Source organism: Priestia koreensis, from assembly GCF_001274935.1.
GTDB classification, from domain to species: Bacteria; Bacillota; Bacilli; order Bacillales; family Bacillaceae_H; genus Bacillus_AG; species Bacillus_AG koreensis.
On record NZ_LILC01000019.1, the window covers coordinates 197183 to 223584 of the forward strand.

General features: G+C 41.2%; 31 protein-coding genes. 27 read left to right on the top strand and 4 right to left on the bottom strand.

The window, feature by feature from the left end; all coding sequences use genetic code 11:
- The first annotated feature begins 55 nt into the window (after nucleotides 1–55).
- The 4 genes from AMD01_RS14920 to AMD01_RS14935 all read left to right on the top strand — a co-directional run bounded on the left by AMD01_RS14920 (nucleotide 56) and on the right by AMD01_RS14935 (nucleotide 3019).
- Nucleotides 56–1243, top strand: coding sequence for an acetyl-CoA C-acetyltransferase (locus tag AMD01_RS14920; protein ID WP_053402224.1), 1188 nt, complete (start codon nucleotides 56–58; stop codon nucleotides 1241–1243).
- A gap of 83 nt (nucleotides 1244–1326) precedes the next feature.
- The gene (locus AMD01_RS14925; protein WP_053402225.1) at nucleotides 1327–2016 is read left to right on the top strand and encodes a CoA transferase subunit A; all 690 of its coding nucleotides are present in this window, start codon (nucleotides 1327–1329) and stop codon (nucleotides 2014–2016) included.
- A 15-nt stretch (nucleotides 2017–2031) separates the two neighbouring features.
- Nucleotides 2032–2700: a CoA transferase subunit B gene (locus AMD01_RS14930; protein ID WP_053402226.1), complete on the top strand. Its 669-nt coding sequence runs from the start codon at nucleotides 2032–2034 to the stop codon at nucleotides 2698–2700.
- A gap of 70 nt (nucleotides 2701–2770) precedes the next feature.
- Nucleotides 2771–3019 (top strand): YqkE family protein, encoded by a 249-nt coding sequence (locus AMD01_RS14935; RefSeq protein ID WP_053402227.1) that lies wholly within the window; start codon nucleotides 2771–2773, stop codon nucleotides 3017–3019.
- A 46-nt stretch (nucleotides 3020–3065) separates the two neighbouring features.
- Here AMD01_RS14935 and AMD01_RS14940 read toward each other — a convergent pair whose 3' ends face one another.
- Complete coding sequence (locus AMD01_RS14940; RefSeq protein WP_053402228.1) at nucleotides 3066–3986, bottom strand: aldo/keto reductase; 921 nt, start codon at nucleotides 3984–3986, stop codon at nucleotides 3066–3068.
- Between the two features lie 162 nt (nucleotides 3987–4148).
- Between AMD01_RS14940 and AMD01_RS14945 the strand changes: the two genes are divergently transcribed.
- From AMD01_RS14945 to AMD01_RS14985, 9 genes are all read left to right on the top strand, one after another.
- Nucleotides 4149–4700: an NUDIX domain-containing protein gene (locus AMD01_RS14945; RefSeq protein ID WP_053402229.1), complete on the top strand. Its 552-nt coding sequence runs from the start codon at nucleotides 4149–4151 to the stop codon at nucleotides 4698–4700.
- 1 nt (nucleotide 4701) lies between these two features.
- On the top strand, nucleotides 4702–5865 hold the full coding sequence (locus tag AMD01_RS14950) for an endonuclease Q family protein (RefSeq protein WP_053402230.1): 1164 nt from the start codon (nucleotides 4702–4704) through the stop codon (nucleotides 5863–5865).
- Between the two features lie 79 nt (nucleotides 5866–5944).
- Entirely contained in the window at nucleotides 5945–6589 is a 645-nt protein-coding gene (gene spoIIM, locus AMD01_RS14955) for a stage II sporulation protein M (RefSeq protein WP_053402231.1), read from the top strand.
- A 112-nt stretch (nucleotides 6590–6701) separates the two neighbouring features.
- Nucleotides 6702–7160: a ferric iron uptake transcriptional regulator gene (gene fur / locus AMD01_RS14960; protein WP_053402232.1), complete on the top strand. Its 459-nt coding sequence runs from the start codon at nucleotides 6702–6704 to the stop codon at nucleotides 7158–7160.
- Nucleotides 7161–7303: 143 nt separating this feature from the next.
- Complete coding sequence (locus AMD01_RS14965; protein WP_053402233.1) at nucleotides 7304–7534, top strand: YqzK family protein; 231 nt, start codon at nucleotides 7304–7306, stop codon at nucleotides 7532–7534.
- A 6-nt stretch (nucleotides 7535–7540) separates the two neighbouring features.
- Entirely contained in the window at nucleotides 7541–8434 is an 894-nt protein-coding gene (gene xerD / locus AMD01_RS14970; RefSeq protein WP_053402234.1) for a site-specific tyrosine recombinase XerD, read from the top strand.
- Between the two features lie 229 nt (nucleotides 8435–8663).
- The gene (gene deoB, locus AMD01_RS14975) at nucleotides 8664–9848 is read left to right on the top strand and encodes a phosphopentomutase (protein WP_053402235.1); all 1185 of its coding nucleotides are present in this window, start codon (nucleotides 8664–8666) and stop codon (nucleotides 9846–9848) included.
- 32 nt (nucleotides 9849–9880) lie between these two features.
- The gene (locus AMD01_RS14980) at nucleotides 9881–10696 is read left to right on the top strand and encodes a purine-nucleoside phosphorylase (RefSeq protein WP_053402236.1); all 816 of its coding nucleotides are present in this window, start codon (nucleotides 9881–9883) and stop codon (nucleotides 10694–10696) included.
- A 36-nt stretch (nucleotides 10697–10732) separates the two neighbouring features.
- A complete protein-coding gene (locus tag AMD01_RS14985; RefSeq protein ID WP_053402237.1) occupies nucleotides 10733–12034 on the top strand; it encodes a pyrimidine-nucleoside phosphorylase in 1302 nt (433 codons plus the stop codon).
- 35 nt (nucleotides 12035–12069) lie between these two features.
- On the opposite strand, the gene AMD01_RS14990 is transcribed toward AMD01_RS14985, so the two are convergent.
- Complete coding sequence (locus AMD01_RS14990; protein WP_053402238.1) at nucleotides 12070–13116, bottom strand: hypothetical protein; 1047 nt, start codon at nucleotides 13114–13116, stop codon at nucleotides 12070–12072.
- Between the two features lie 12 nt (nucleotides 13117–13128).
- Complete coding sequence (locus AMD01_RS14995) at nucleotides 13129–14556, bottom strand: MBOAT family O-acyltransferase (protein WP_053402239.1); 1428 nt, start codon at nucleotides 14554–14556, stop codon at nucleotides 13129–13131.
- 176 nt (nucleotides 14557–14732) lie between these two features.
- Here AMD01_RS14995 and AMD01_RS15000 point away from each other — a divergent pair, with 176 nt between their 5' ends.
- The 14 genes from AMD01_RS15000 (at nucleotide 14733) to lysA (ending at nucleotide 25333) form a co-directional block, all read left to right on the top strand.
- The gene (locus AMD01_RS15000) at nucleotides 14733–15110 is read left to right on the top strand and encodes a DUF4363 family protein (protein ID WP_053402240.1); all 378 of its coding nucleotides are present in this window, start codon (nucleotides 14733–14735) and stop codon (nucleotides 15108–15110) included.
- 44 nt (nucleotides 15111–15154) lie between these two features.
- Nucleotides 15155–15853, top strand: coding sequence for a DUF421 domain-containing protein (locus AMD01_RS15005; RefSeq protein ID WP_053402241.1), 699 nt, complete (start codon nucleotides 15155–15157; stop codon nucleotides 15851–15853).
- A gap of 58 nt (nucleotides 15854–15911) precedes the next feature.
- Entirely contained in the window at nucleotides 15912–17078 is a 1167-nt protein-coding gene (locus tag AMD01_RS15010; RefSeq protein ID WP_053402242.1) for a D-alanyl-D-alanine carboxypeptidase family protein, read from the top strand.
- Nucleotides 17079–17185: 107 nt separating this feature from the next.
- Complete coding sequence (gene spoIIAA, locus AMD01_RS15015) at nucleotides 17186–17536, top strand: anti-sigma F factor antagonist (protein WP_053402243.1); 351 nt, start codon at nucleotides 17186–17188, stop codon at nucleotides 17534–17536.
- Nucleotides 17536–17979, top strand: a complete 444-nt coding sequence (spoIIAB, locus tag AMD01_RS15020) for an anti-sigma F factor (RefSeq protein WP_053402244.1) — start codon at nucleotides 17536–17538, stop codon at nucleotides 17977–17979. The genes spoIIAA and spoIIAB overlap by 1 nt, the downstream gene beginning before the upstream one ends.
- Nucleotides 17980–17991: 12 nt before the next feature.
- The gene (gene sigF / locus AMD01_RS15025) at nucleotides 17992–18756 is read left to right on the top strand and encodes an RNA polymerase sporulation sigma factor SigF (RefSeq protein ID WP_053402245.1); all 765 of its coding nucleotides are present in this window, start codon (nucleotides 17992–17994) and stop codon (nucleotides 18754–18756) included.
- Nucleotides 18757–18882: 126 nt separating this feature from the next.
- Nucleotides 18883–19497: a stage V sporulation protein AA gene (locus tag AMD01_RS15030; RefSeq protein WP_053402246.1), complete on the top strand. Its 615-nt coding sequence runs from the start codon at nucleotides 18883–18885 to the stop codon at nucleotides 19495–19497.
- Nucleotides 19494–19916, top strand: a complete 423-nt coding sequence (locus AMD01_RS15035) for a stage V sporulation protein AB (protein WP_053402247.1) — start codon at nucleotides 19494–19496, stop codon at nucleotides 19914–19916. Before AMD01_RS15030 ends, AMD01_RS15035 begins: the two co-directional genes overlap by 4 nt.
- Nucleotides 19917–19931: 15 nt before the next feature.
- The gene (gene spoVAC, locus AMD01_RS15040) at nucleotides 19932–20399 is read left to right on the top strand and encodes a stage V sporulation protein AC (protein WP_053402248.1); all 468 of its coding nucleotides are present in this window, start codon (nucleotides 19932–19934) and stop codon (nucleotides 20397–20399) included.
- A 21-nt stretch (nucleotides 20400–20420) separates the two neighbouring features.
- Entirely contained in the window at nucleotides 20421–21425 is a 1005-nt protein-coding gene (spoVAD, locus tag AMD01_RS15045) for a stage V sporulation protein AD (RefSeq protein ID WP_053402249.1), read from the top strand.
- Nucleotides 21426–21439: 14 nt separating this feature from the next.
- Nucleotides 21440–21790, top strand: coding sequence for a stage V sporulation protein AE (gene spoVAE / locus AMD01_RS15050; protein ID WP_053402250.1), 351 nt, complete (start codon nucleotides 21440–21442; stop codon nucleotides 21788–21790).
- 7 nt (nucleotides 21791–21797) lie between these two features.
- A complete protein-coding gene (gene spoVAEA, locus AMD01_RS15055) occupies nucleotides 21798–22364 on the top strand; it encodes a stage V sporulation protein SpoVABEA (RefSeq protein ID WP_083446567.1) in 567 nt (188 codons plus the stop codon).
- A complete protein-coding gene (locus AMD01_RS15060; RefSeq protein WP_053402252.1) occupies nucleotides 22354–23829 on the top strand; it encodes a spore germination protein in 1476 nt (491 codons plus the stop codon). The genes spoVAEA and AMD01_RS15060 overlap by 11 nt, the downstream gene beginning before the upstream one ends.
- Nucleotides 23830–24010: 181 nt before the next feature.
- Nucleotides 24011–25333 carry a diaminopimelate decarboxylase gene (lysA, locus tag AMD01_RS15065; RefSeq protein WP_053402253.1) on the top strand — a complete coding sequence of 441 codons (1323 nt, stop codon included), beginning with the start codon at nucleotides 24011–24013 and terminating at the stop codon, nucleotides 25331–25333.
- Nucleotides 25334–25377: 44 nt separating this feature from the next.
- On the opposite strand, the gene AMD01_RS15070 is transcribed toward lysA, so the two are convergent.
- Nucleotides 25378–26244, bottom strand: a complete 867-nt coding sequence (locus AMD01_RS15070) for a DUF1002 domain-containing protein (RefSeq protein ID WP_053402254.1) — start codon at nucleotides 26242–26244, stop codon at nucleotides 25378–25380.
- Between the last annotated feature and the right edge of the window lie 158 nt (nucleotides 26245–26402).

Consider the following 26402-nt stretch of genomic DNA (forward strand, 5'->3'; position numbering starts at 1 on the left):
GAGAATGTAATAGACTGAGAAACAAGTAATCTAAGTAACGGGGAGATGTGGCGACATGAGTCAAACAGAAGTAGTAATTGTAAGCGCTGTAAGAACGGCGATCGGAAACTTTGGTGGTAGTTTGCAAAATGTTTCAGCGACAACGTTAGGAAGTACTGTTATCAAAGCGGCGTTAGACAGAGCGAGCGTTCAGTCACATGATGTGGATGAAGTCATCATGGGGAACGTCCTTCAAGCTGGTTTAGGGCAAAATCCGGCACGACAAGCAGCATTAGAAGCTGGACTACCTGAGACCGTTCCGGCTATGACAATTAATAAAGTTTGCGGTTCAGGATTAAAGGCCGTACATTTAGCGACACAGGCAATTTTAGCTGGGGACGCGGAGATTGTTGTTGCGGGTGGAATGGAAAATATGAGTCAGGCCCCTTACTTGTTAAACGGAGCACGAAATGGTTTTAAGATGGGCGATCAAAAAGTAGTAGATAGTATGATTAAAGACGGTTTATGGTGTGCGTTTAACGACTATCACATGGGCGTAACGGCGGAAAATTTATGTGAAAAGTACGACATTAAAAGAGAAGAGCAAGATGAATTTTCAGCAGCGAGTCAGCAAAAGGCCGTTGCAGCTATTGAAGCAGGTCGCTTCAAAGACGAAATTGTCCCAGTAGAAGTTCCGGGTAAAAAAGGGCAAGTTACGGTATTTGAGCAAGACGAATTTCCACGTGCAGGTACAACAGCTGATAAGCTCGCAAAACTTCGTCCGGCGTTCAAGAAAGACGGAAGCGTAACGGCAGGGAATGCATCAGGGATTAATGACGGAGCGGCAGCAGTGGTCGTGATGAGTCTCGCCAAAGCAAATGAGCTTGGAATCAAACCACTCGTACATATAAAAGCAAACGCAAGCGCAGGCGTTGACCCAAGCATTATGGGCATCGGACCTGTAGCTGCAGTAAAAAAAGCATTAGAAAAAGCAACGGTTAGCTTAGAAGATATTGATTTAGTGGAAGCGAACGAGGCGTTTGCAGCTCAATCATTAGCCGTTGATCGCGAGCTTCATTTCAACAAGGAAGCATTAAATGTAAATGGTGGTGCCATCGCATTAGGACATCCAATTGGTGCAAGTGGGACTCGTGTGCTTGTGACGCTTATTCACGAAATGCAAAAGCGTGATGTCAAACGAGGGCTTGCAACGCTTTGCATTGGTGGCGGTCAAGGGGTTGCCACAATTATCGAACGTCCATGATTGTAAAAGGTAGTGAAGAATTGCTTCACTGCCTTTTCAAAATAAATAATAGTAAGCGTTTTCTAAAACAAGGGGGTTTACAAATGAAGAATGTATATTCGTCATTCGCGCAAGCGGTCGAAAAGATTGAAGATGGCTCAACAATTATGGTAGGAGGATTTGGTCTTTGCGGAATCCCAGAGAACTTGATTTTAGCTCTTGTGGAAACCGGAGTGAAGGACTTAACGGTCATCTCCAATAACTGTGGGGTAGATGATTGGGGACTTGGCTTATTATTGAAAAATAAACAAATCAAAAAAATGGTGGGCTCTTACGTAGGTGAAAACAAGGAATTTGAGCGCCAAGTATTATCAGGAGAAATTGAAGTTGAACTGTTGCCTCAAGGAACGCTTGCTGAGAAAATTCGTGCTGGTGGAGCAGGAATTCCTGCTTTTTATACCCCAGCAGGAGTAGGAACGCCGATTGCACTTGGAAAAGAAACTCGTCACTTCAATGGTAAAGAATATGTGTTAGAAGAAGCGCTTGTAGCAGATTACAGCTTAGTACGTGCGCACAAAGCGGACCGAATGGGGAACTTAATTTACAACAAAACAGCGCGTAACTTTAGTCCAATGATTGCTGCAGCAGGGAAAGTAACGATTGCTGAGGTAGAAGAATTATATGATATTGGCGAATTAGATCCAAATATGATTCACACGCCAAGTGTCTATGTTCAGGCTTTGATCGTCGGAGAACAGCAAAAACGTATCGAACGATTAACCGTATCAAACTAAAGGGGGCGTATGTAAATGATTCAAGATGGTGTAAAAGTAAGAGAGCGTATCGCAAGAAGAGCAGAAAAGGAAATTCAAGATGGGTACTATGTCAATCTCGGTATTGGTATTCCAACGCTTGTAGCCAATTACATCTCTGATAATAAGCAGGTTGTGCTTCAATCCGAAAACGGCCTGCTAGGAATCGGACCATATCCTGATAAAGATGCCGTCGATCCGGACCTTATTAATGCAGGGAAAGAAACGGTCACGGCGATCCCAGGCGCTTCCTACTTTGATAGCGCCGAGTCGTTTGCGATGATTCGCGGCGGTCATATTGACATTGCCATTTTAGGTGGCATGGAAGTGTCGGAAAGCGGTGATCTTGCTAACTGGATGATTCCTGGGAAAATGATTAAGGGGATGGGCGGTGCAATGGATTTAGTGCACGGTGCCAGACGTATTATCGTCATTATGGAGCACGTCACGAAAAAAGGCGAGCCGAAGATTCTAAAAGAATGCACGCTTCCATTAACAGGAAAAGGTGTGGTGAATCGTATTGTGACGGATCGCGCTGTTATTGACGTAACAGAAGATGGTTTAAAACTAATTGAAGTTGCGCAAGGATTTACTGTTGAAGATATTAAAACTTCAACAGAACCACCTCTGATTGTCGATGAGAACGTAAAGCTCGGTACCTATTAATCACATCCATACGCATTCGTCTGTTCATATGGTATAATCTTGCTTACGAGTAATGTAGGGGGGACTATCCATGGCTAAAAAACGAAACAACGCTCCGTCTAAAAAGAAAGAAAATGATTCGTTAACATTGCAAGATCAGTTAAATGAAGGCGTTTGGGCGAAGCTAAAAGAAAAGAAGCAATCTCTTGAAGCAGAAGAAACGAAGCAAAAGGAAGAACAGCTTCGCAAGCAACGAGAAGAGCGCAAGCAGCGTGAGAAAAATAAATCCTTTGAAGAACTCCTAAGCGAAAGTTCAATGAACTGGAAAGAATATAAATGAGTAAAAAACCACCTCTTGATAGGAAGAGGTGGTTTTTTTACGGCTGTTAGCGATGAGCTTCGTACACGGATGACTTCGTGAGCGCCTGATACTGTTCGTACTCTGCTGCTGTCAGCGGCGTACCACTGACGGCTTTGGCATTGTCTTTAATTTGCTTAATCGTACTAGCACCAGCAATCACAGATGCGACCACCGGTGAATGAAGGCAGTATTGAAGAGCAGATTCTGTTAACGAATGGTCTGGTCGAACTTGCTTCAAATCAGGTAATAGAGACGTTAGCTCCTCGTAAGAATAGTCAAGGTATCCCTTGCCATTAAATTTGCTCTCTAGTTTTTGCGTGCCATTTTCACTTAATAGTCCTTTTGCGACAGGGCCTCGTGCGACGACGCTAATGTTATGTTTGCTTAAAAGTGGCAAGACCGCTTCTTCAGGGCGACGGTCAAACATGCTGTATTGCATCATGACGCTAACAATAGAGGATTTTTTCACATATTCGCGGATCACATTTGGACGAATAGATGAAATGCCGTAATAACGAATGACTCCTTCTTGTTTAAGGTCTTCAAACGCTTCAATCGTTTCATCAATGCGATCTTCCATTGTACCGCCGTGGAGCTGATAAAGATCGATATAATTTGTTCCAAGGCGGCGCAGACTTTCTTTTACTTCTTCTTTTATGTAGCTTTTCGATGCATCCCAATGCCAGCCTTCTTTTCCTTCTTCCCAACGGTTTCCGACTTTTGTTGCGATAATAATTTCTTGTCTCTTTTCACGAATGGCTTTCCCGATAATTTCTTCGTTCGTGCCAAAATCGTAAAGATCAGCTGTATCTAAATAATTCACGCCTAAATCTAGCGCTTGATCAATCACGTTTTTTGCCTGTGCATAATCCGTGCCAAGCGACATACATCCTAGACCTAGTTCACTAACCATTAAATCAGATGAGCCAAGTTGTCTCTTTTTCATTTTCTTTCCTCCTAACGCTCTTTTTTGTATTGTAGCTTTAATACATGTGGGAACTCAACTAAGAGGTCTCCATTCTTCAAAGGGTATGAAAGAGATGAGTTGTGTTACACTTAGTGAAAGATTAGTTCCTACATAAAATAAATGAAATCATGAGGTGACGATGTGAAACATTTAGTCGAAAAAACAATTGAATCCGAAAAAATTTTTAACGGGCGCGTAATTGATTTATATCATGAAAAAGTAGAGCTACCGAACGGTAAAACAAGTACAAGAGAAATCATTAAGCATCCAGGAGCAGTGGCGATTATTGCGTTAACAGAAGATCATAAAATGGTCATGGTAAAGCAATATCGCAAGGCGATGGAGCGTTTACTTGTGGAAATACCAGCTGGCAAGCTTGAAAAAGGCGAGGAGCCAATCGAAACGGCAAAGCGTGAATTAGAGGAAGAAACAGGCTATACGACGGATCAGCTCCAGCACATTATTTCTTTTTATACATCCCCAGGATTTGCCGATGAACTTGTTCATGTATACTTAGCCACGGATTTAAAGGTGATGGAAACAAAAGCAGAGCTTGATGAAGATGAATTTGTCGAAGTGATGGAGCTTACCATTGATGAGGCACTAGAGCTTATTCGCACAAAGGAAATTTATGACGCAAAAACCGCGTATGCCGTTCAATATCTACAATTGCGGAGCGCACTAGGAGAATAAGATGCAACGATACTACGTTGACCTACACGTTCATATCGGTCGAACACGTTCAGAGCGCCCAGTAAAAATTACCGCTGCACGCACGTTAACGCTGGCGTCAATTTTAAAAGAGGCAACTGAACGCAAAGGATTAAATCTCATCGGTGTTATTGACTGCCACGTACCCGAAGTCATTGCGGAATTAGAAGAAATGCTTGAGCATGGTCGATTAGATAAGCTAGAAGAAGGCGGCTTACGTTATAAAGATGAAGACGTAGCGCTTATTTTAGGATCTGAAATTGAACTCTATGATGAGCATTGTAAAGGACCTATTCATGTGCTGTGCTATCTTCCTACGATAGAAGCAATGAAGAATTTTTCCCTTTGGTTTGCGAAACGGGTTAAAAATATTACGCTTAGCTCGCAGCGAATTTACGAAAAAGCAACCTTCCTGCAAGAGAAGGTCAAATCTCTAGGTGGTCTGTTTATACCGGCTCATATCTTCACACCGTTTAAAAGTTTGTACGGACGTGGTGTAACGCGTTCTTTAACGGAAGTGTTTGATCCGTCATTAATTGACGCGGTGGAGCTTGGCTTGAGCGCAGATACGAAGATGGCAGATCAAATAGCGGAGCTTCATCACTATTCTTTTCTATCTAATTCCGATGCTCATTCAACACCGAAGCTAGCAAGAGAATATCAAGTAATGGAAATGAAAAGGCCGTCATTTCTAGAATTGAAGAAGGTATTAAAAGGGGAAGACGGGCGCCGAATTGTAGCGAACTACGGTTTAAATCCGTTGTTAGGAAAATATCACCGAACGGCTTGTGAGCGGTGCGCAACTCCCGTACAAGGGAATGAAAAGGTCTGTCAAAACTGCGGATCAACGAAGTTCATCAAAGGCGTTTACAACCGACTAATGGAACTGAAAAATACGGATGAAGAAGCGACGCGTCCCCCTTACATTCACCAGGTCCCTCTTCAGTTTTTGCCAGGGATCGGACCTAAAACGCTTCAAAAGCTTATTGAGAAAGTTGGTACAGAAATGTATATCTTGCATGAGGCAACGGAATCCGAGCTGGCTGAGGCTGCAAAAGCGTCGATTGTCGAGCTGATTTTGAAGGCAAGAAACGGAATACTAGCGATTCAAACCGGAGGCGGAGGCGTGTATGGAAAGATTTTGTAACCTTTTTCGATGAATGGAATAGTTGTCTGGAATCTATCATATAATCTATCAATCGACTCGTAGGAGTAGGAGGCATATGATGAGACGAAAGATGATGAATTCTAGGTACGTTCAGCACGTTCGTGAGCATAGTTCCATTTATTTATTTACGACGGTTCTGTTTTTAATGGGCGTGATATTTGGCGCTATTGTAGTAAATAGCTTAAACGTAGAGCAAAAGCAAGGGTTATACTTTTATTTAAATCGGTTTTTCGGACAAGTATCTCAAGGACAGTTCTCCAATCACCATGAAATGTTTCAGCAAAGCTTTTTGCACAATGTCAAATACTTGGGGCTGATTTGGATTCTTGGAATCTCCATTATTGGTTTACCGCTCGTCCTTATCCTTTTATTTTTAAAAGGAATGGTCGTTGGTTTTACGGTGGGGTTTCTCGTCAACCAAATGGGATTAAACGGCTTTTTACTATCTTCCGTGTCGGTACTTCCGCAAAATTTGTTCTTAATTCCAGCCTTCATTATCTTATCAACGTTATCAATTGCCTTTTCATTAAAGTTAGTGAAGCAGCAATTTCTAAAACGTAGCAAAGAATCTATTTCAGCGTCCTTTTTACGCTACAGCTTTTCAATCATTGGCATTCTACTTTTTATTACGCTCGCTTCTAGTTTTGAGGCGTACGCTTCTCCACCGCTTATGAAATCGGTTATGTCCTTTATTAACAAATAAGAATGGTTATTACATAATAACCATTCTTATTTGTTAATTATAATGATTTTATTTTGACACTTTCTCTACATTTGATATAATAAATGAATGAATGGCGAGGGAGGGAATAGAGATGGAAAGTCGAATTGATAGAATAAAGCAGCAGTTGCACTCAGCAAGCTATAAGCTTACTCCTCAAAGGGAAGCGACTGTTAGAGTACTCCTTGAACATGAAGAGGACCATTTGAGTGCTGAAGATGTATATCTCCTCGTCAAGGAAAAATCTCCAGAAATTGGCTTAGCAACTGTATACCGTACGTTAGAATTATTAACGGAATTAAAAGTAGTCGACAAAATCAACTTTGGTGATGGCGTTTCACGCTATGATCTTCGCAAAGAAGGAGCAGCGCATTTTCACCATCATCTCGTATGTATTGAGTGCGGAGCGGTAGATGAAATCCAAGACGATCTGCTAGAAGACGTAGAAGAAATAGTAGAGAGAGATTGGAAGTTTAAAATTAAAGATCACCGTTTAACGTTTCATGGCATTTGCCACAGATGTCAAGATAAAGAAGACAATGAAGATAACTAATGAAATAGCCTTTTCCGTTTAGAGGAGAAGGTTTTTGTTATATAAAGAAGTTACATAGAAATAAGAAAAGACGGGAAATGACGTATAAAACCTACCATTTCTGGCATATCTTCTAATAACGCTTTTTATTGGAGGATTAGAAGATGAAATCGTGGGCAGAAACCGTTTATAATACGGGTAAAGTATTTCTTTTTTTCATGGGATTTACGTTTCTCTTTTACTATGGAATTGTTTGGGTTCATCAAGAATACCAAGACTATCATAAATATGATGAACCACAGGGGTCTGCGGTAAAGGTAGCCAACATGGGGCATGAAGAAAAAACAACGTCATGGATCGATCGACTATTATTGTTTTATCAGAATGGGGAGTAATGACCGTTGGAATTTCATATTCAGGATTTTATGCATTATTTGATTGTCGAGCGAGGTCTTGCGGAGAATACCATTGAGTCGTATCAGCGCGATTTAAAAAAGTATGAACAATTTTTAAAGAACGTCGAGCAAATCACATCCTATAATGACGTATCACGAGTTCATATCGTCTCGTTTCTTCGGTATTTACATGAACAGCAAAAATCATCCAAGACGATTGCAAGACATGTGGCATCCATTCGTTCGTTTCATCAGTTTTTGTTGCGTGAAAAGATTGCGGATCAAGATCCTTCTGTTCACGTTGAAATACCTCAAACCGAACGAAAGCTGCCAAAAGTGCTAAATGCCGATGAGGTAGAGGCGCTTTTAATGGGCGCGGATACGTCGACACCTCTTGGCATTCGAGACAAAGCCATGCTAGAGTTGCTGTACGCAACTGGCATTCGGGTATCAGAGCTCGTCAACTTAAACATTGAAGATGTTCACGTTACGATGGGATTTCTTCGTTGCTTTGGGAAGGGGAGCAAGGAACGAATTGTTCCAATGGGGCGAATGGCATCGGAAGCGATTCAAACATACATTGAACGAGCACGAGGACAGCTCCTGAAAAAGCAAAGCAGTGAAACGGCATTATTTTTAAATCATCATGGAAATCGGTTAACGAGACAAGGATTCTGGAAAATTCTTAAAAAGCTAGCAAGAGAAGCAAGAATTGAAAAGGAACTGACCCCGCATACGCTCAGACACTCATTTGCAACGCATTTATTGGAAAACGGGGCCGATTTGAGAGCCGTACAAGAAATGTTAGGACATGCCGACATTTCGACTACGCAAATCTACACGCACGTTACAAAAACTAGATTAAAAGATGTATATAATCAATTTCATCCTCGAGCATAGTCGCGTAAAGAGGAGAGAAAAGGTAGAGCGTTTAGAAGCGCTCCACCTTTTTTTGTGAACTTTTTGTAATCGCTTTATTTTTTAGTGTACAACTCAGGACAAAACGACTATACTTGTGTTGTCAGACTTCTGATGAGTTGTGAACAACGTTTGCCTTTCCCTTGTAGGAGTTAAACAAAGGGAAATGGGGAAACTTACAAATAAATTCTATCTATGGAGGTATTTTGCTATGTCTTCCAATACATACAAACGCGTATTTTTAGTGGTAATGGATTCAGTAGGGATCGGTGAAGCACCCGATGCGGCACAATATGATGACAAAGGGTCAGATACGCTTGGTCATATTGCTGAGCATCGCGGCGGCCTAAAGATGCCTAATATGGCGAAGTTAGGTCTTAGTAACATTCGTGAAATTAAAGGGATTGAGAAAGCAGACAAGCCCCTTGCTTTTTATACAAAGATGCAGGAAGCATCAACAGGAAAAGATACGATGACAGGTCATTGGGAAATCATGGGCCTTCATATTGATAAACCGTTCCGTGTATTTCCAGACGGCTTCCCAGATGAGCTTCTTCAAGAGCTTGAGGAAAAAACAGGACGTAAAATTATCGGAAACAAACCAGCTTCAGGAACAGAAATTTTAGATGAGCTTGGAAAAGAGCATATGGAAACAGGCGCATTAATTGTCTACACATCAGCAGATTCTGTGCTTCAAATTGCGGCTCATGAAGAAATCGTACCAATTGATGAGCTGTATAAAATCTGTAAAATCGCTCGTGAACTTACATTAGATGAAAAGTACATGGTAGGACGCGTTATTGCTCGTCCGTTCCTTGGAGAACCTGGGAAATTCACACGTACGTCTAATCGACATGATTATGCGCTAAAACCATTTGGTCGTACCGTGATGAATGAATTAAAAGATGAAAAGTATGATGTGATTGCCATTGGTAAAATTTCCGATATCTACGATGGTGAGGGAGTGACACAATCACTTCGTACAAAGTCAAACATGGACGGTATGGATAAATTGGTTGATACACTTTCAATGGACTTTACGGGGCTTAGCTTCTTAAACCTAGTGGACTTCGATGCGTTATTCGGCCATCGCCGTGATCCACAAGGATATGGAGATGCGCTTGAAGAGTTTGATGCACGTCTACCAGAAGTGTTTGAAAAATTAACAGAAGATGACTTACTAATCATCACAGCAGATCATGGTAACGACCCTGTTCATCACGGAACAGATCATACGCGTGAATACGTACCTTTAGTGGTTTATAGCAAAAAATTCACAGAAGGTAGAGAAATTCCACTTCGTCAAACGTTTGCGGATATTGGGGCAACGGTTGCTGAAAACTTCAATGTGAAATTACCTGAGCACGGAACATCGTTTTTAAATGAATTAAAATAATAGATAAAATGACGACAGGTGGAGGTAGAAATATGAACAGTGCGTTAATCCAAAAGTCAGCGGATTATATTAAAGAGAAATTCTCAAAAACACCGACTGTAGGACTGATCTTAGGTTCAGGTCTAGGAGTTTTAGCAGATGAAATTAAAGAAGCCGTGCAAATTCCGTACGAAGAGATTCCGGAATTTCCTGTTTCAACGGTTGAAGGGCATGCAGGACAGCTTGTATTAGGAACGATTAACGGTGTGACCGTTGTTGCGATGCAAGGTCGTTTTCACTATTACGAAGGATACAGCCTTGAAAAAGTGACGTTCCCTGTGCGTGTAATGAAGGCGCTGGGTGTTGAAACAGTAATCGTAACGAATGCAGCAGGTGGCGTAAACGAATCGTTCAATCCAGGTGACTTAATGATTATTAGCGATCATATCAATAATCTTGGAGACAATCCGCTTATCGGGAAAAACGATGGCGAGCTTGGCGTGCGATTCCCTGATATGTCTGAAGCTTACAGCAAAAACCTTCGTGAGCTTGCGAAGAAAACAGCAGCGAAATTAGAGATCGCCGTTCAAGAAGGCGTATATGTCGCAAACTCTGGTCCATGTTATGAAACACCAGCTGAAATTCGCTTCCTTCGCGCTGTTGGAGCAGATGCGGTTGGAATGTCTACTGTTCCTGAAGTCATCGTTGCGCGTCACAGTTCAATGAACGTACTTGGAATTTCTTGTATTTCTAACATGGCAGCAGGGATTTTAGATCAGCCGTTAAACCATGAAGAAGTAATGGAGACGACGGAAAAAGTTAAGACGCAATTTTTATCACTTGTAAAAGCAATTATTAAAGAAATTTAATCACATCTATACACATAACGGAGAAGGTGCTTACAAATGAGAATGGTTGATATTATTCAAAAGAAACGTAACGGAAAAGAACTAACAACAGAAGAAATTAATTTCTTTGTAGAGGGGTATACAAAGGGAGATATTCCAGACTATCAAGTGTCTGCACTTATGATGGCTGTCTACTTCCAAGGAATGAAATCGAACGAAATTGCTACGTTAACACAAGCGATGGTGAACTCTGGTGAAACGATTGATTTATCAGCAATCGAAGGTCACAAAGTTGATAAGCATTCAACAGGTGGGGTAGGAGACAAAACAACGTTTATTGTAGGACCATTAGTAGCATCTGTAGGTGTGCCGGTTGCTAAAATGTCTGGGCGCGGCCTGGGACATACGGGCGGAACGCTTGATAAGTTAGAAGCAATTGAAGGCTTCCATATCGAAATGACAAAAGAAGAATTTATTAACAATGTAAACACGCATAAATTAGCGGTGGCAGGTCAAACAGGAAACTTGGCGCCAGCGGATAAAAAATTATATGCGCTTCGTGACGTGACGGCAACGGTAGACTCCATTCCGTTAATCGCTGGATCGATTATGAGTAAAAAGCTTGCTTCAGGTGCTGATGGTATTGTACTAGACGTAAAAACGGGGTCTGGGGCATTCATGAAAACACTAGAAGATTCTGAAGCTCTTGCAAAAGAAATGGTTAACATCGGAAATAACTTAGGTCGTCACACGGTGGCAGTTATTAGTGATATGAATCAACCACTTGGTTTTGAGGTTGGAAATGCAAACGAAGTACGTGAAGCGGTCGAAGTACTTCAAGGGAAAAAAGTAGACGATCTTCGTCGTTTATCATTAGAATTGTCTTCACATATGGCAGTCATCGCTGAAATCTTTGACACGTATGAAGAAGCATACAAAGAATTAGAGAAAAACCTTGATAACGGGAAGGCGTTCGAAGTGTTCCGTTCGTTCGTTCAAGCTCAAGGTGGAAACATCGACATGATCGATGATTTGAGCAAGCTTCCTCAAGCGAAATACCAAGTGGAAGTAAAAGCTGAAAAAGATGGCTATGTGTCTGCAATTGAGGCAGAATCAATCGGGATTGCAGCTATGTATTTAGGAGCTGGTCGTGCAACAAAAGACGATCAAATTAACCATGCAGTCGGCATTACGCTGAAGAAAAAAGTGGGAGATGAAGTCAAAGCTGGTGAAGCGATCGTTGTGCTTCATACAGATGATGAAAATCCAACGGATTCAATCAAAAAAGTACAAGAGGCGTACGAAATTTCAAACAGCAAGCCTGAAGAGCGTCCGCTTATTCATAACGTAATTAAGTAAATGAGCAAACAAAAATAAGTCCCCAGCTCGGGGACTTATTTTTGTTTGTTTAACAGTTCTTTCACATGCTTAAGATGTTCATCAATGGTATCCGCCGTTACGTATTCACCAAAATCCTTTGGAAGCTCTTTGTTCGTTGGATCTGTGATTCGTTCAGCAATATAGTCGCCAACTTGTGGATAGAAATGATGACCATCAAAATAGTTTTTGTAATTATTCGTAACGGTGTTTGGATACATGAAGTTATACACGCCACCGTATACCGAGATGACATCACGAAGCCAGCGTTCATAATCATCAAATCGTCCTTCTTCTACTAATGCCTGCATTAATTCCGTTGAAATTGGCGTCGTGAACGGAATAAACTCCAAATCAGGGTTATTAACCTTTACGCGCTCAATAATCGCCTTGTACTTGTCATTATATTGATACGTTGGGCCATAAAAGACTTCGCGGAATTTTTTAATTTTATCTTTCGTTCGTACCTGTTTAACTTTGTCTGAATATGAAACGGCTGATGCGACGTTATAGTTATCGTAGCTACGTTCAAAAATGGGCTTATCTTTTAACGCCGCTTTAAAGTTTTTACGTGCGTATTCAAATGTATCAAGAGATAGTAGCGTCTTATAGCGATAAAACGGTGCGTTTGCGCGCACAACGTTTCCATCTAAGCTAAGAGGTGCGGTGCTTTCATTCACGCTTGATTTGAAAAAATCAAGACCAATGACAACACGCTGTAGCTTTGCTTGATCTTGCTGTTTTGCGTAGCGCACAAAACTATCGTATTCGCGAACGGACATGTTACTTACCGCAAAGTTAAACGTGTGAAATCCTTTAAATTTGTGCTGGTCGATGTAAGTAGAACGACTGCTTCCGAGAAGAAGCGTATCGTAGTGAAACGGTCGAAACGTTAACCAGTTTGTTTTTTGCTGTCGTTCATCAATGGCCATCTGCGCATTTTGATAATGTGTCCGATGATTGAACGTCCACATCGGGTCCATGACGAAATTAAAACCAATTAAAAGGGACAAGAAGAGAGCGGTAATTCCAATGACGCTCAATGTCCACTTTTTATAACTCATATGCTTGTCACCTCAAAAGTTAAAGTATAAAAATTCACTGATGTTTGTAATGTTCACAAGTGAATAGAGCAGTAGGGCACAGACGAATAGCACCGTTAAAAAGTGCGGCTTGAACTTATCCTTGAGCTGATGTGAATTTTTCGTCACGACGACTAATAAGAAGCAGCCAATAACAAGCCAGATCGTATCCCACGCAACGTCGATATTCCCGAATAGGACCATCTTTTCTTTGAAAGCTTGAACAGGCTGATGAAACCAAGCCGGAATATTAAACATCGTTTTTAAAATCGACATGGCCGTTGCAACGTCAGGTGCTCGGAAGAATACCCATGTTGCATTAATAAACTGAAACGTAATGAACCATGATAAAAGCTTCGGTAGCGTAACAGGAAGCTTGCCCCAAAAACGGCAAATAACAGAGGCGATGCCGTGTAAAGCGCCCCATATAATAAAGGTCCACCCTGCTCCGTGCCAAAAACCACTAACTAAGAAAATAATCATGATGTTCACGTATGTACGTGCATTCCCTTTTCGGCTTCCACCGAGCGGAATATAAATGTACTGAGTTAAAAATCGGCTCAAGGTAATATGCCATCTGCGCCAGAAATCTTGAATATTTCGAGCCTTGTATGGCGAATTAAAGTTGATTGGTAGCACGATATTAAAGAGTAAGGCAATCCCAATCGCCATGTCAGAATAGCCGCTAAAATCAAAATAGAGTTGAAACGTGTAGCTTAGCGATGTGATCCAAGAATCAATTGTTGTGAGCGAATCAAAGTTTAGAAAACCCTTATTGGCCCATTTTGCTAGGCTATCCGCAATCATTACTTTTTTAAATAATCCAACCGAAAAAATAAAAAAGCCGAGCGCGATATTATGAAAATTGAAAAAACGCTTTTTTAACGAATGGAACTGCGGCATAAGTTCCTGATGATGAACAATCGGTCCTGCGATTAGCTGCGGGAAAAACGTTACGAATAGCGCATAATCGAGGAACGAATATTGCTTTGTCTCACCGCGATATGTATCTACTAAATAACCAATCTGCTGAAACGTGAAAAAGCTTATTCCAAGTGGTAAGAGAAGGTGCAAAAGGGTGTAATCCGTTTTGAACACCGTATTAATGTTCGTTACAAAGAAATCATAGTATTTGTAGTAGCCGAGAAGAAGAACGTTACATACGACCCCGAACGTTAAGTAAGCCTTTGATTTTTTAGGTGTGGAAGCCTTTACAATGATAATGCTTATAAATCTGTTAAAAAGAATGGAAAACAGAATAATCGGCAAGTAGCTTGGATTCCAGAAACCGTAAAAAAACAAGGAGGTAATAAACAACCAAATTTTTGTCGCAAGGTGCAACTTAAATTTGTTAAATAAGAAAAAAAGTAAAAAGACCACTGGTAAAAACACGAAAATAAATTCAAATGAATTGAAAAGCACTTCATTAACCCCCAACAATTGTTGATTTTTGTCACGTATTGCACAACAAAGTCGAACAACAACTAAAGAACATACTATAACAACTTCTTTTTTCTGTAAATAGGTGGCGAGATGTATGTCAAGTTTTAAAAGCGATTATACTGATACGAACAAGAACATCGAGGAGAGATACCAGTTTGTCACAAAAACAAATTAATCTATCACTTTTAGGGCTCCTATTACTAATCTACCTTGGCATTTGGGCATGGCAGTACGTCGTGTTTTTTAAAGAAACGCCATCGTTTGAAGAAAATGTACAGCAGGTAATGAAAAAAGCTGAGCGACACGAGTGGCAAAAAGCAGGGGAGCAGATGGAAAAGGTAGAGAAACAGTGGGATCGCGGGAAGATTGCCGTATCTATTAAAACTGCTTCGATGAATCATAGTCTATTAACCATCTCGCTGCGCAAGCTCAAATCCTCGGTGTCAAAACATGACGAATTGGGCGTAAAGCGTGAGGGAGAGGAGTCACTGCTTCTGTTCCGGAATACACTGTCACTCATCCCACGCTTCTAGGAAACCATTCACCTAAAACGATTCGAACGGAAAAGGAGTCAACTATGTTTATTGATATTGGTATTTTTATTGTACGAGCTGTCATCGTTGTCATTGGTACATGGCTTGTAACAAGCTTTATTGGGAAAAAATCAGTGGCCCAGCTTACGCCTTATGAAGTTGCCATTTTGTTTATCGTTTCAAATGTAGCGGCACAGCCGTTAGTATCAATGGATTCGTTTAAAACCGCGTTTAGTATGGTGCTACTTGGTGTTAGTATCGTGTTATTAAGCTACTTGTCTACAAAGAAGCCATTTTATCGCCTAAATGCTACACCGAGCATTGTAATTAATAAAGGGCAAATTAATATGAAGGAACTGAAGCGGAATCGCATGAGTATCTATGCACTTTTATCCATGCTACGCTCGCAGGGTTTTTTTCGAATTGCTGATGTGGAATACGCTATATTAGAGCTTGGAGGGGACTTATCTGTACTTTCAAAAGAAGCTGCAAGACCGGTTACCCCTGAAGATCTGAAGTTGAATCCCGATCAGCAGGAACTGAGCTATGCGGTTGTAGTAGATGGAGTCATCATCGAAGAAGCACTGCGCGCGCTTCATCAGTCAAAGGAAGACCTTATGATGTCTATTGAGAGGCAGTATCGTGTTGAAATAGGGAAGGTGCTGTATGCTGAGATGGATTCACAAGGGACGTTATACGCGAATCTCCGACCTATTTATAATGAAGGAAATATTTCCAGTTAAGTATAAAGAGAAGATGGATGGGAAAAATAGGGTGTATAAAGAATGGAGGTTTGTGGGAATGAAGCGATTTTTACCATTTGTAATTGTAGCTGCCCTTTTGTTTCCGACCTTTTCACACCCTGTTTCGGCAGCGGAAGGTCAATCTGCAGAGTTAGCTACAAAAGCACGATCAGCAGTTTTAATTGAACGAGATACGGGAGCAGTTTTATTCGAGAAAAATAGCCAACAGCCGTTACCGCCTGCAAGCATGACCAAAATTATGACGATGATCTTAATTATGGACGCGCTTGATAAAGGAAAGATTACGTTGAATGAAAAAGTACGTGCAAGCGAATATGCAGCTTCTATGGGAGGTTCACAAATCTTTTTAGAGCCTGGAGAAGAAATGACCGTTAACGATATGCTAAAAGGAATTGCGATCGGTTCTGGCAATGACGCATCTGTTGCGATGGCTGAGCATCTCGCTGGATCTGAAAAAGCGTTCGTTACAATGATGAACAAAAAAGCAAAACAATTAGGATTAAAGAACACGCATTTTGCCAATCCAACAGGCTTACCTGTAAAAGATCATTACAGCACGGCTTATGACATGGCAATGATGGCAAAAGAGCTTTTGAAATACGATAAAATCACCAACTACACAGGGAAATACGAAGATTATCTTCGTCAAAATACCGATAAAAAATTCTGGCTTGTGAATACGAACCGATTAGTGAAGTTTTATCAAGGTGTTGACGGGGTGAAAACAGGCTTCACGGGTGAAGCCAAGTACTGCTTAACAGCCACAGCAAAAAAAGGAAACATGCGTGTCATTGCGGTTGTGTTTGGAGCAGAAACGCCGAAAGAGCGCAATACTCAAGTTACTCAAATGTTGGATTACGCGTTCAATCAATATCAAACAACGCCTCTTTATAAGCGCAATGCACTGATTGTAAAAGCAAGCGTAAGCAAAGGCGATCAAAAGAAAGTAAATGTGGTGACATCAGAGCCCATTTCGATTTTAACGAAAAAAGGTGCGTCGACAAAAGACGTGACAACAGAAGTGAAAATGAATCAGGACCTGAAAGCGCCTCTTCAAAAGGGCGAAGAAGTCGGAATGCTGATTATTAAGAAAAAAGGGCAAGTTGTCAGTCAATCTCCGCTTGTGTCACAAGGAAATGTGAAAGAAGCGTCGTGGTGGCATTTGTTCAAACGGACAATGGGTATGTTCAATCACTCGTCTTAATAACCACTAATTTTGACGAAATAATTCTAGTTTTGTCATATAGAAGGATAATCACCTTCACCTAGCGAAACACACATTATACGATTGAATACAGGGAGGTAAGTGGATTGAGTCTTTCTGTTAAGCTTGAAGTTAAACAAGGTGTGTTATTAGCAAGATTAGGTGGAGAGTTAGATCATCACACAGCAGATTACTTACGAAAAGAAATTACGGCCGTTTTGGAAAAAGAATGGGTTCAACATATGGTGTTAAATTTGGAACATCTGACGTTTATGGACAGCTCAGGTCTTGGAGTTATTTTAGGTCGATACAAGCAAATCAAAAATAGTGGTGGCGAAATGGTCGTTTGTTCGATTCCAATTGCTATTCAGCGACTATTTGATATGTCAGGTCTCTTTAAAATTATTGGGTTAGAGCAGGACGAGTCACACGCACTCGAAAAGTTGGGGGTGGCATAATGAAAAATGAAATGCACATCCAATTTTCGTCGCTTAGTCAAAATGAGTCGTTTGCTCGTGTCACCGTAGCGGCATTTGTTGCTCAATTAGATCCAACTATGGATGAACTTACTGAAATTAAAACGGTTGTATCAGAAGCCGTAACGAACGCCATCATTCACGGATATGAAAACAGTCCGGATGGCATGGTGTATATCTCGGCGTATTTAACAGATGAAGGCGTCGTGGAGATTTTGATTAAAGATCTTGGAGTAGGAATTGAAGATGTCGAAGAGGCAAAGCAGCCTTTATTTACAACCAAGCCTGATTTAGAACGATCAGGAATGGGCTTTACAATTATGGAGAATTTCATGGACGAATGTCACATTGAATCTTCCGTTGCAACGGGAACGACACTGCACTTAAAAAAGCACTTATCAAAAAGCAAAGCTTTGTGCAATTAAGGAGATCTGCCGATGGATGTGGAGGTCAAAAATGATAAGTCGGAAAGTTATCTAAAGGATTTTGAGGTAAAAGCACTTATTAAGCGAAGTCAGCAAGGAGATCAAGGGGCAAGAGATTTAATTGTTGAGAAAAATATGCGACTCGTTTGGTCTGTCGTACAGCGGTTTTTAAATCGAGGTTATGAACCAGACGACCTGTTTCAAATTGGGAGTATAGGACTTTTAAAGTCGGTCGATAAATTTGATTTGTCGTATGACGTGAAATTTTCGACCTATGCGGTCCCAATGATTATTGGAGAAATCCAGCGCTTTATTCGAGATGATGGGACAGTAAAAGTGAGCAGGTCCCTAAAAGAGATGAGCAACAAAATTCGAAAAGCAAAGGATGAGCTCTCCAAAACGTTAGGCCGTGTTCCTACCATTATTGAAGTAGCAGAATTTCTAGACATCACCCCTGAGGAAGTCGTAATGGCTCAGGAAGCGAATCGTGCACCATCCTCAATTCATGAAACGGTGTATGAGAACGACGGTGACCCGATCACATTGCTTGATCAAATTGCCGATCAAAATGAAACCAAGTGGTTTGATAAAATGGCGTTGAAAGAAGCAATTGATGGACTTGATGAACGTGAACGCTTAATTGTTTACCTAAGATACTACAAAGACCAAACACAATCAGAAGTGGCCTCAAGACTCGGCATCTCACAGGTACAAGTGTCACGGCTCGAGAAAAAAATCTTAAAGCATATGAAAAGCCAAATGGAAAGTGAAAATTAACAAAAAGAGAGCAGATGCAATCGCGTCTGCTCTCTTTTTGTTAATTAATGGATAAAAGCTGTCTGTATGATCGGTTAGTTGGAAACTCATACTAATCAGAAAGGAAAAGAGTAAGGTGTGATCACGATGCAACCGACCATTTATTTACGAATGCGTCATCGTATTCGAGCACGTTCAAACGAGGTCGTAAAGATTGAAAAGCTCGTCATGCTTGTAGGGGAGGACGCGCTGGTAACATCGATTGCCTCTAAGGACATTTATCAAATCACTCCGAGCGACAAAAACATTGTCATTATTGATGTGATGAATGTTATTCAAACGATTCACCAACACTACCCGGATGTGGACGTTCAAACGATTGGTCCTTCCGAGACGATTGTGGAAGTTTTGTTGAAAAAGAGAAACTATTCCCCTTTTTTCTTTGTGCTTGTTTGGCTTCTTTTATTTATTGGGGCAGCGCTCGCTATTATGAATTTTCACGAAGATGTCAGCATGCAGCAGGTGCATCAAAAGCTTTTTTATATTTTAACGGGTGTAGAAGATGAAAAGCCGCTGCTGCTACAAATTCCGTATTCAATTGGTCTCGGAATGGGGATGATCTTGTTCTTTAATCACTTATTTCGGAAACGTATTAACGAAGAGCCAAGTCCATTAGAAGTGGAAATGTTCAATTATCAGCAGGATTTAGATCAGTACGTCATCAGGCACGAAAGTCAAGAAAAGGTAGAGAAAAAACCATGACGATCCGTGTGGTATTGACTGTTTTTATTGGGATGGCAGGGGGATTAGCCGTTGGATCGGGGTTTGTTGCGTTCTTAACGGTTTTAGGCATTATTCCACGCCTAATGCAGCTGACGAAGACAATGAAATATATTCGAGGCTATGAGTGGGGAGTAGTAGCAGGAGCAGTAGGCGGAGGGTGGTTTAGCTTGAATCATTACTCGCTTCATCTGCCGCTTTTTGTTGCTGTTATTGTCGGAACCGGAAGCGGGATGTTCATTGGTATGCTCGCTGCGGGCTTGACAGAGGTGTTAAATGTTCTCCCTATTATGGCAAAGCGAATCGGGATTGACGAAAAGATTGTCATCCTCTTAATGGCCATTGTCCTTGGAAAGGTAATGGGATCACTGTTTCACTGGATTTACTTTGTTGAATTATAAAAGGAGGCTCTTACTATGGATCAATCATCAAATCAGCAAAAGCTAAAGGATGACTATCAAAAAAACATCAAAAAATTTCAGCCACCAACTCCTTATGTGACAAATTGCTTAAAAGCTTTTTTAGTCGGTGGATTTATTTGTGCACTAGGTCAAGCCATTGAAAACTTCTATTTAGCATACTTTAATTTTACGGAACAAACGGTAGGAAACCCAACCGTTGCAACGCTTATCTTATTGTCGGCTTTACTAACAGGGTTTGGTGTGTATGATCGAATCGGTCAATTTGCCGGGGCGGGATCAGCGGTTCCTGTTACAGGGTTTGCAAACTCGATCACAAGTGCAGCGCTCGAGCATAAAAGTGAAGGAATTGTATTAGGAATTGCAACGAACATGTTTAAGTTAGCGGGAAATGTCATCGTATTTGGAGCCTTATCAGCTTACGTGGTGGGTATTATCCGCTATGTGATTAGTCAGTTACTCTAGTGTTCAAGGAGGTTTTGGAGAATGAAATTAGTTGGAAAACAATCATGGGTATTTGAAAACGAGATTTATATCAATTCGACGGGCACGTCTGTAGGACCAAAAGAAGCAGACGGTCCCCTTGCTGGAAGCTTCGATGAGATTCATGACGATCTTCATTGCGGAGAAGATAATTGGGAATTAGCAGAACGACGACTCATGAACGAATCGGTCAATACGTGCTTGCAAAAGGCAAACCTCACGTATGACGATATTAACATTTTTCTAGCAGGAGATTTATTGAACCAAAACGTGACGGCAAACTATGTGGCACGACATCACCGAATTCCTTTTTTGTGTATGTTTGGAGCATGTTCGACGTCGATGGAAACGCTAGCTGTTGGAGCGGCTCTTGTGGACGGAGGATTTGCTCATCGGATCATCGCCGCAACAAGCAGTCATAACGCCACTGCCGAGCGCCAGTTTCGCTATCCGACAGAGTATGGGGGACAAAAACCTAATAGTGCGACATCCACGATCACAGGCGCAGGAGCAGCCCTCGTTTCAAAGGAGAAAGGACTCGTACGAATTAAAAGTGCGACCATTGGCCGAGTAACGGACTATGGGATTAAAAATCCATTTGACATGGGTTCTGCAATGGCCCCTGCGGCGGCAGATACAATTAAACAGCATTTTATCGATATGAACACATCACCAAGTGACTATGACTTAATTGTTACAGGCGATTTATCAGGTGTTGGCAGTCCCGTAATGAAACAACTCTTAAAAGACGAAGGTTACGATTTATCGGATGTACACAATGACTGCGGACTTATGATTTATCGTCCAGATCAAAACGTATTTGCAGGAGGAAGTGGATGTGGCTGCTCAGCTGTTGTTACATATGGCCACATCTTAAACGAAATGAAAAACGGCTCCTTAAAGCGCGTACTTGTCGTGGCAACTGGAGCACTTTTAAGCCCAACGATGATTCAACAGAAGGAATCCATTCCAACCATTGCGCATGGCGTAGTAATGGAAGCATTGTAGAAAGGAAGAGGATGATGGAGTATATTATTGCTTTTGTTGTAGGGGGTGCGATTTGTATCATTGGACAATTGTTGTTCGATCTTACAAATCTAACACCCGCACATGTTATGAGTTTGTTTGTCGTAGCAGGGGCTGTTTTAGATGGTTTTGGTATTTACGATAAGTTTATTGAATTTGCGGGGGCCGGGGCAACGGTTCCGATCACAAGCTTTGGACATTCCCTTTTACACGGAGCGATGCGACAGGCAGACGAGCACGGATTTATTGGGATTGCGATGGGGATTTTCGAATTGACGTCTGCCGGTATTTCCTCTGCGATATTGTTTGGTTTTATCGTGGCTCTTATTTTTAAGCCGAAAGGATAGAAACATGATGCGAAGAAGGGTCATCTTGGTAACCGATGGAGACGAATATGCTCAGCGAACGCTCGAGCATATTGCTAGAAAAATGGGAGGTCGTTGCATTTCTCAGTCACAGGGAAATCCAACACATTTATCCGGTATGCAAATGGTTCAGTACATTTTACAGACCCCTTATGATCCTGTGTTTGTGATGTTTGATGACTGTGGATTTATTGGAGAGGGTCCTGGCGAACGAGCGATGAAAGTGGTAGCTACTCACAAACAAATTGAGGTATTGGGTGCAATAGCAGTAGCCTCTAATACACATCAAAATGAATGGACAAGGGTCGATGTGTCCGTAGATCGATTCGGAATGCTAACCGGAAGCGGCGTTGACAAAAATGGAATTGAAGAGTTTGAAAGTAATCGTATTAATGGTGATACGGTTTACAGCTTAGATCAGCTAAATATTCCGATCATCGTCGGAATCGGCGATATTGGAAAAATGGGGCGCTATGATGATTTAGAAGCAGGGTGTCCGATTACCGAGCAAGCCGTACAAATTATCTTGGAAAGGAGCGGTTTTTATGACATATGAATCCTATGATCAAACGCCTATTTTTAAGCGAGTGGATGATAATGATGAGTGGTTTAAAAAGAATGCGAGTATGATTACGAGCTTCGATGTGGGCGTTCGTAAGCTTAAAATTTTAGATCGTGCTGTACATCTATACTATGTTACGGGTCTATGTGACAGCGCCTATATTATCAAGGTCGTCGAACAGCTCGTTGAGATTAACGATAACGAACGTGAAAAAGCGAAAGCGCGTGAGATTATTGAAAATCGATTAATTCATCAGCAGGTAAATCCGATTAAAACGTTAGAAAAGGCACGAGATACGTTCTTATCTGGACTCATCGTAGTACTTATTGATGGAGAGGAAATCGGGTATGAAATTGATGTGCGTTCCTATCCAGGAAGACAGCCGCAAGAAGCAGACACTGAAAAGGTAATCCGTGGAGCGCGAGACGGGTATACGGAAAATATCATCATCAATACGGCGTTAACACGTCGACGAATTCGAGATGGTCGTCTTCGCTTCGAAATTATGAAAATTGGTCAACGTTCAAAAATGGACGTTTGTATTGGTTATATTAATGGAGTAGCAGATCCAGGACTCGTGAAAATCATCAAACAAGAGCTAGAAGCGATCAATATTGATGGCTTACCAATGGCTGACAAATCGATTGAGGAATTTTTAATTAAACAAGGATACAATCCGTTCCCTCTTGTTCGCTACACGGAAAGGCCAGATATCGCATCAAGTCATTTGCTAGAGGGACATGTTATTATTATTACAGATACCTCACCAAGTGTGATCATTACGCCAACAACTTATTTCCATCATGTTCAGCATGCAGAAGAATATCGTCAATCTGCTGCGGTTGGGACATTTGTGCGTTGGATTCGTTTTTTAGGCATTTTAACATCCATTTACCTTCTACCACTATGGCTTCTCTTTGTATTAGAACCATCGCTCCTACCAGAGCGTCTAGCCTTTATTGGACCAAACGAACATACACACATTCCGACTGTACTGCAGATTTTCTTTGCAGATATCGGAATTGAATTTCTGAGGATGGCCGCCATTCATACGCCCACCCCATTATCGACCGCAATGGGGTTAATTGCAGCAGCTCTCATCGGACAAATTGCCATTGATGTGGGACTATTTGTTCCTGAAGTTATTTTGTACGTCGCCATTGCTGCGATTGGATCGTTCGCTACGCCGAGCTATGAGCTGAGCGTAGCAAACAAAATGTCGCGGCTTGCACTCTCTATTTTGGTCGCATTGTTCCATATTCCGGGATTTGTAATAGGCGTGACGGTATATATCTTATTCCTAGCGAGTACAAGATCGCTTAATACTCCGTACTTATGGCCGTTCATTCCATTCAATATGAAAGCACTGTGGCAAATTATTATTCGTACACCGGTTGCAGGTGCGAAAATGCGACCGAGCATTGTCCATCCGTTAGATAAGAAGCGTGAAGGCGACTAATCAAAAGTGTATAGAAGCGAATATTGAAAAAAAGGAACTATTCTAATTGCCAGAAATATTATTCTATGGTAAGGTTGTTTTTATTAAGTAAACGGTCACGTAAAAAGACAGTTATCACCTCAATGACGGGTGAGCTGTCTTTTTCTACATAATTTCATACAGTTGGGAATGAGGTAAAGCGATGTTTTTACATGGAACAAGCAGAATTAATAATGAAGGACATTTAGAAATTGGTGGTGTCGATACAGTTCACTTAGCAAAACAGTTCGGCACACCGTTGTATGTATATGACGTAGCATTAATTCGTCAAAAGGCTCGCCAGTTCAAGGAGACGTTTGAGAAGCATCACGTAAAAGCACAGGTAGCCTATGCAAGCAAAGCGTTCTCAAGTGTGGCAATGGTTCAGCTCGTTCATGACGAAGGTCTATCATTAGACGTTGTTTCAGGTGGAGAACTATACACGGCGCTTAAAGCCGGATTTCCAAAAGAAAAAATCCATTTCCATGGTAATAATAAAAGTAAAGCAGAGCTTGAAATGGCTCTACAAGAAAATATCGGCTGTATTGTAGTCGACAACTTTTATGAAATTGAATTATTAAAAGAAGTTTCCTCACATGCCAAAGGGAAAATTCCCGTTCTGTTACGTTTAACACCTGGGGTAGAAGCACACACACATGACTACATCACGACAGGTCAAGAGGATTCAAAATTTGGATTCGGTTTGCAAAATGGCCAGGCTGATGAAGCGATTAAGCGTGTTCGTGAGGATGACCGCTTCCATCTGTTGGGAATTCACTGCCATATCGGATCGCAGATTTTTGAAACAACCGGATTTGTTATGGCCATTCAAAAGCTGTTCACAAAAATTAAAGAATGGAAAGAGAACATAGATTTCATTCCGGAAGTCGTTAACTTAGGAGGCGGATTTGGTATTCGTTATACCGAGGAAGACACGCCAATTCCTGTTTCTCAATACGTGGATGTTATTATTAATGAAGTAAAGAAGCAGGTTGCACTGATGGATATTCCATTCCCTGAAATCTGGATTGAGCCTGGTCGTTCACTCGTTGGAGATGCCGGTACAACTCTCTATGAAGTAGGCGCGCGTAAAAGCGTTCCAGACATTCGGGAATATTTGTCTATTGACGGAGGAATGAGCGATAACATTCGTCCGGCGCTTTATCAGGCGAAATATGAAGCCGTTCTTGCCAACAAGGCTAACGAACCAAACAAAGACGTTGTCTCTATTGCTGGAAAATGCTGTGAGTCGGGAGATATGCTAATTTGGGATATCCCACTTCCAGCAGCAAAACCTCATGACTTATTAGCCGTATTTTGTACAGGGGCTTACGGATATGCCATGGCAAGTCATTATAACCGTTTAACGAAGCCTGCTGTTGTGTTTGTCGAAGATGGCGATGCGCAGTTGGTAATTAAGCGTGAAACGTATGAAGATCTCGTTCGTAACGATTTAAGCTACAAAGTAAAAGTGAAAAAACCATAAATAGAAAAAGGAGCTCTGCGCGATTGCAGAGCTCCTTTTTCTATTTATGAAAATAATGATTTAATAAAGTCAATAATGCTAATAAAGAAGCGTTTCAATTTATCAAGGAACGACTGTCCTTCTTCAGACTGAAGAAATGTTGTCACCTTTTCTTTTGTTGCAGACAGTTGGTCTTTCACTTGACCCCAATCAATATTTAAATCTTTTAATTTATTAAATAAATCTACTAAAGAATTAAGCTCAGAATCTGTAAGCGTAATACCCAACTCATCCGCTGCGCGCTTAATTAACTCGCGAAGGTCAGATTTAGTTTCCGGTTTTTCTTTAGCGATGCCTTCTTTGATTTTGGCCATGAGGGCTGCCGCTTTTTCTGGTCCGACAGAATCACCTAGCTTCGCTGTTTGCACCATTTCTTCATTGGCCGCTTTTTTTACTTCTTCAGGAATCTTCTTATCAGTTTGAATCTCATAAGCTTTCATAATCCCCGTCAATGCAGCGGTTCCAGATACTTTAAAAGGAGCGGTAATTTTAATCGTTGCATCCTTAATGCCGGCTGTCATAAGCGCATTTGTATACATTTCATCTGTAACCCACTCGATGTTATTCGTTTCTACACGAATACCAGAATCTTTTTCCTCTAATGTGATACTAGCCGAGGAAATGGATTTAGAGCCGATTTGTGCTTTCGGAATAAAATCACCTAAATATTTATATTCTTCAGCATTTGTTACGGTAACGGTTTGATCATCAGTACTTGCCCCAAGGTCATTTAATACTTTTTCTTTATCTTGAGGTTTTAAATCTTGTCCAAGCGTTACAATTGTATCACCTACCGCAGCATCTGCAAAGCTTACGACTGGAACACTTAGCAACAGTCCTGTTATTAATAGTGAATTAATTATCTTTTTCATCGTACTATTTACGACCTCCTTCACATGACCATCATGCACATTCTTTACATTTTTGTCAATTATGCGTACAGAGCACGAACGCACTAATAAGACGAAAAATGCTTTTAAAAAGTTTCATTTCTCATAAAATTCCTCCACAGATACTCCTTTAAAGAGGC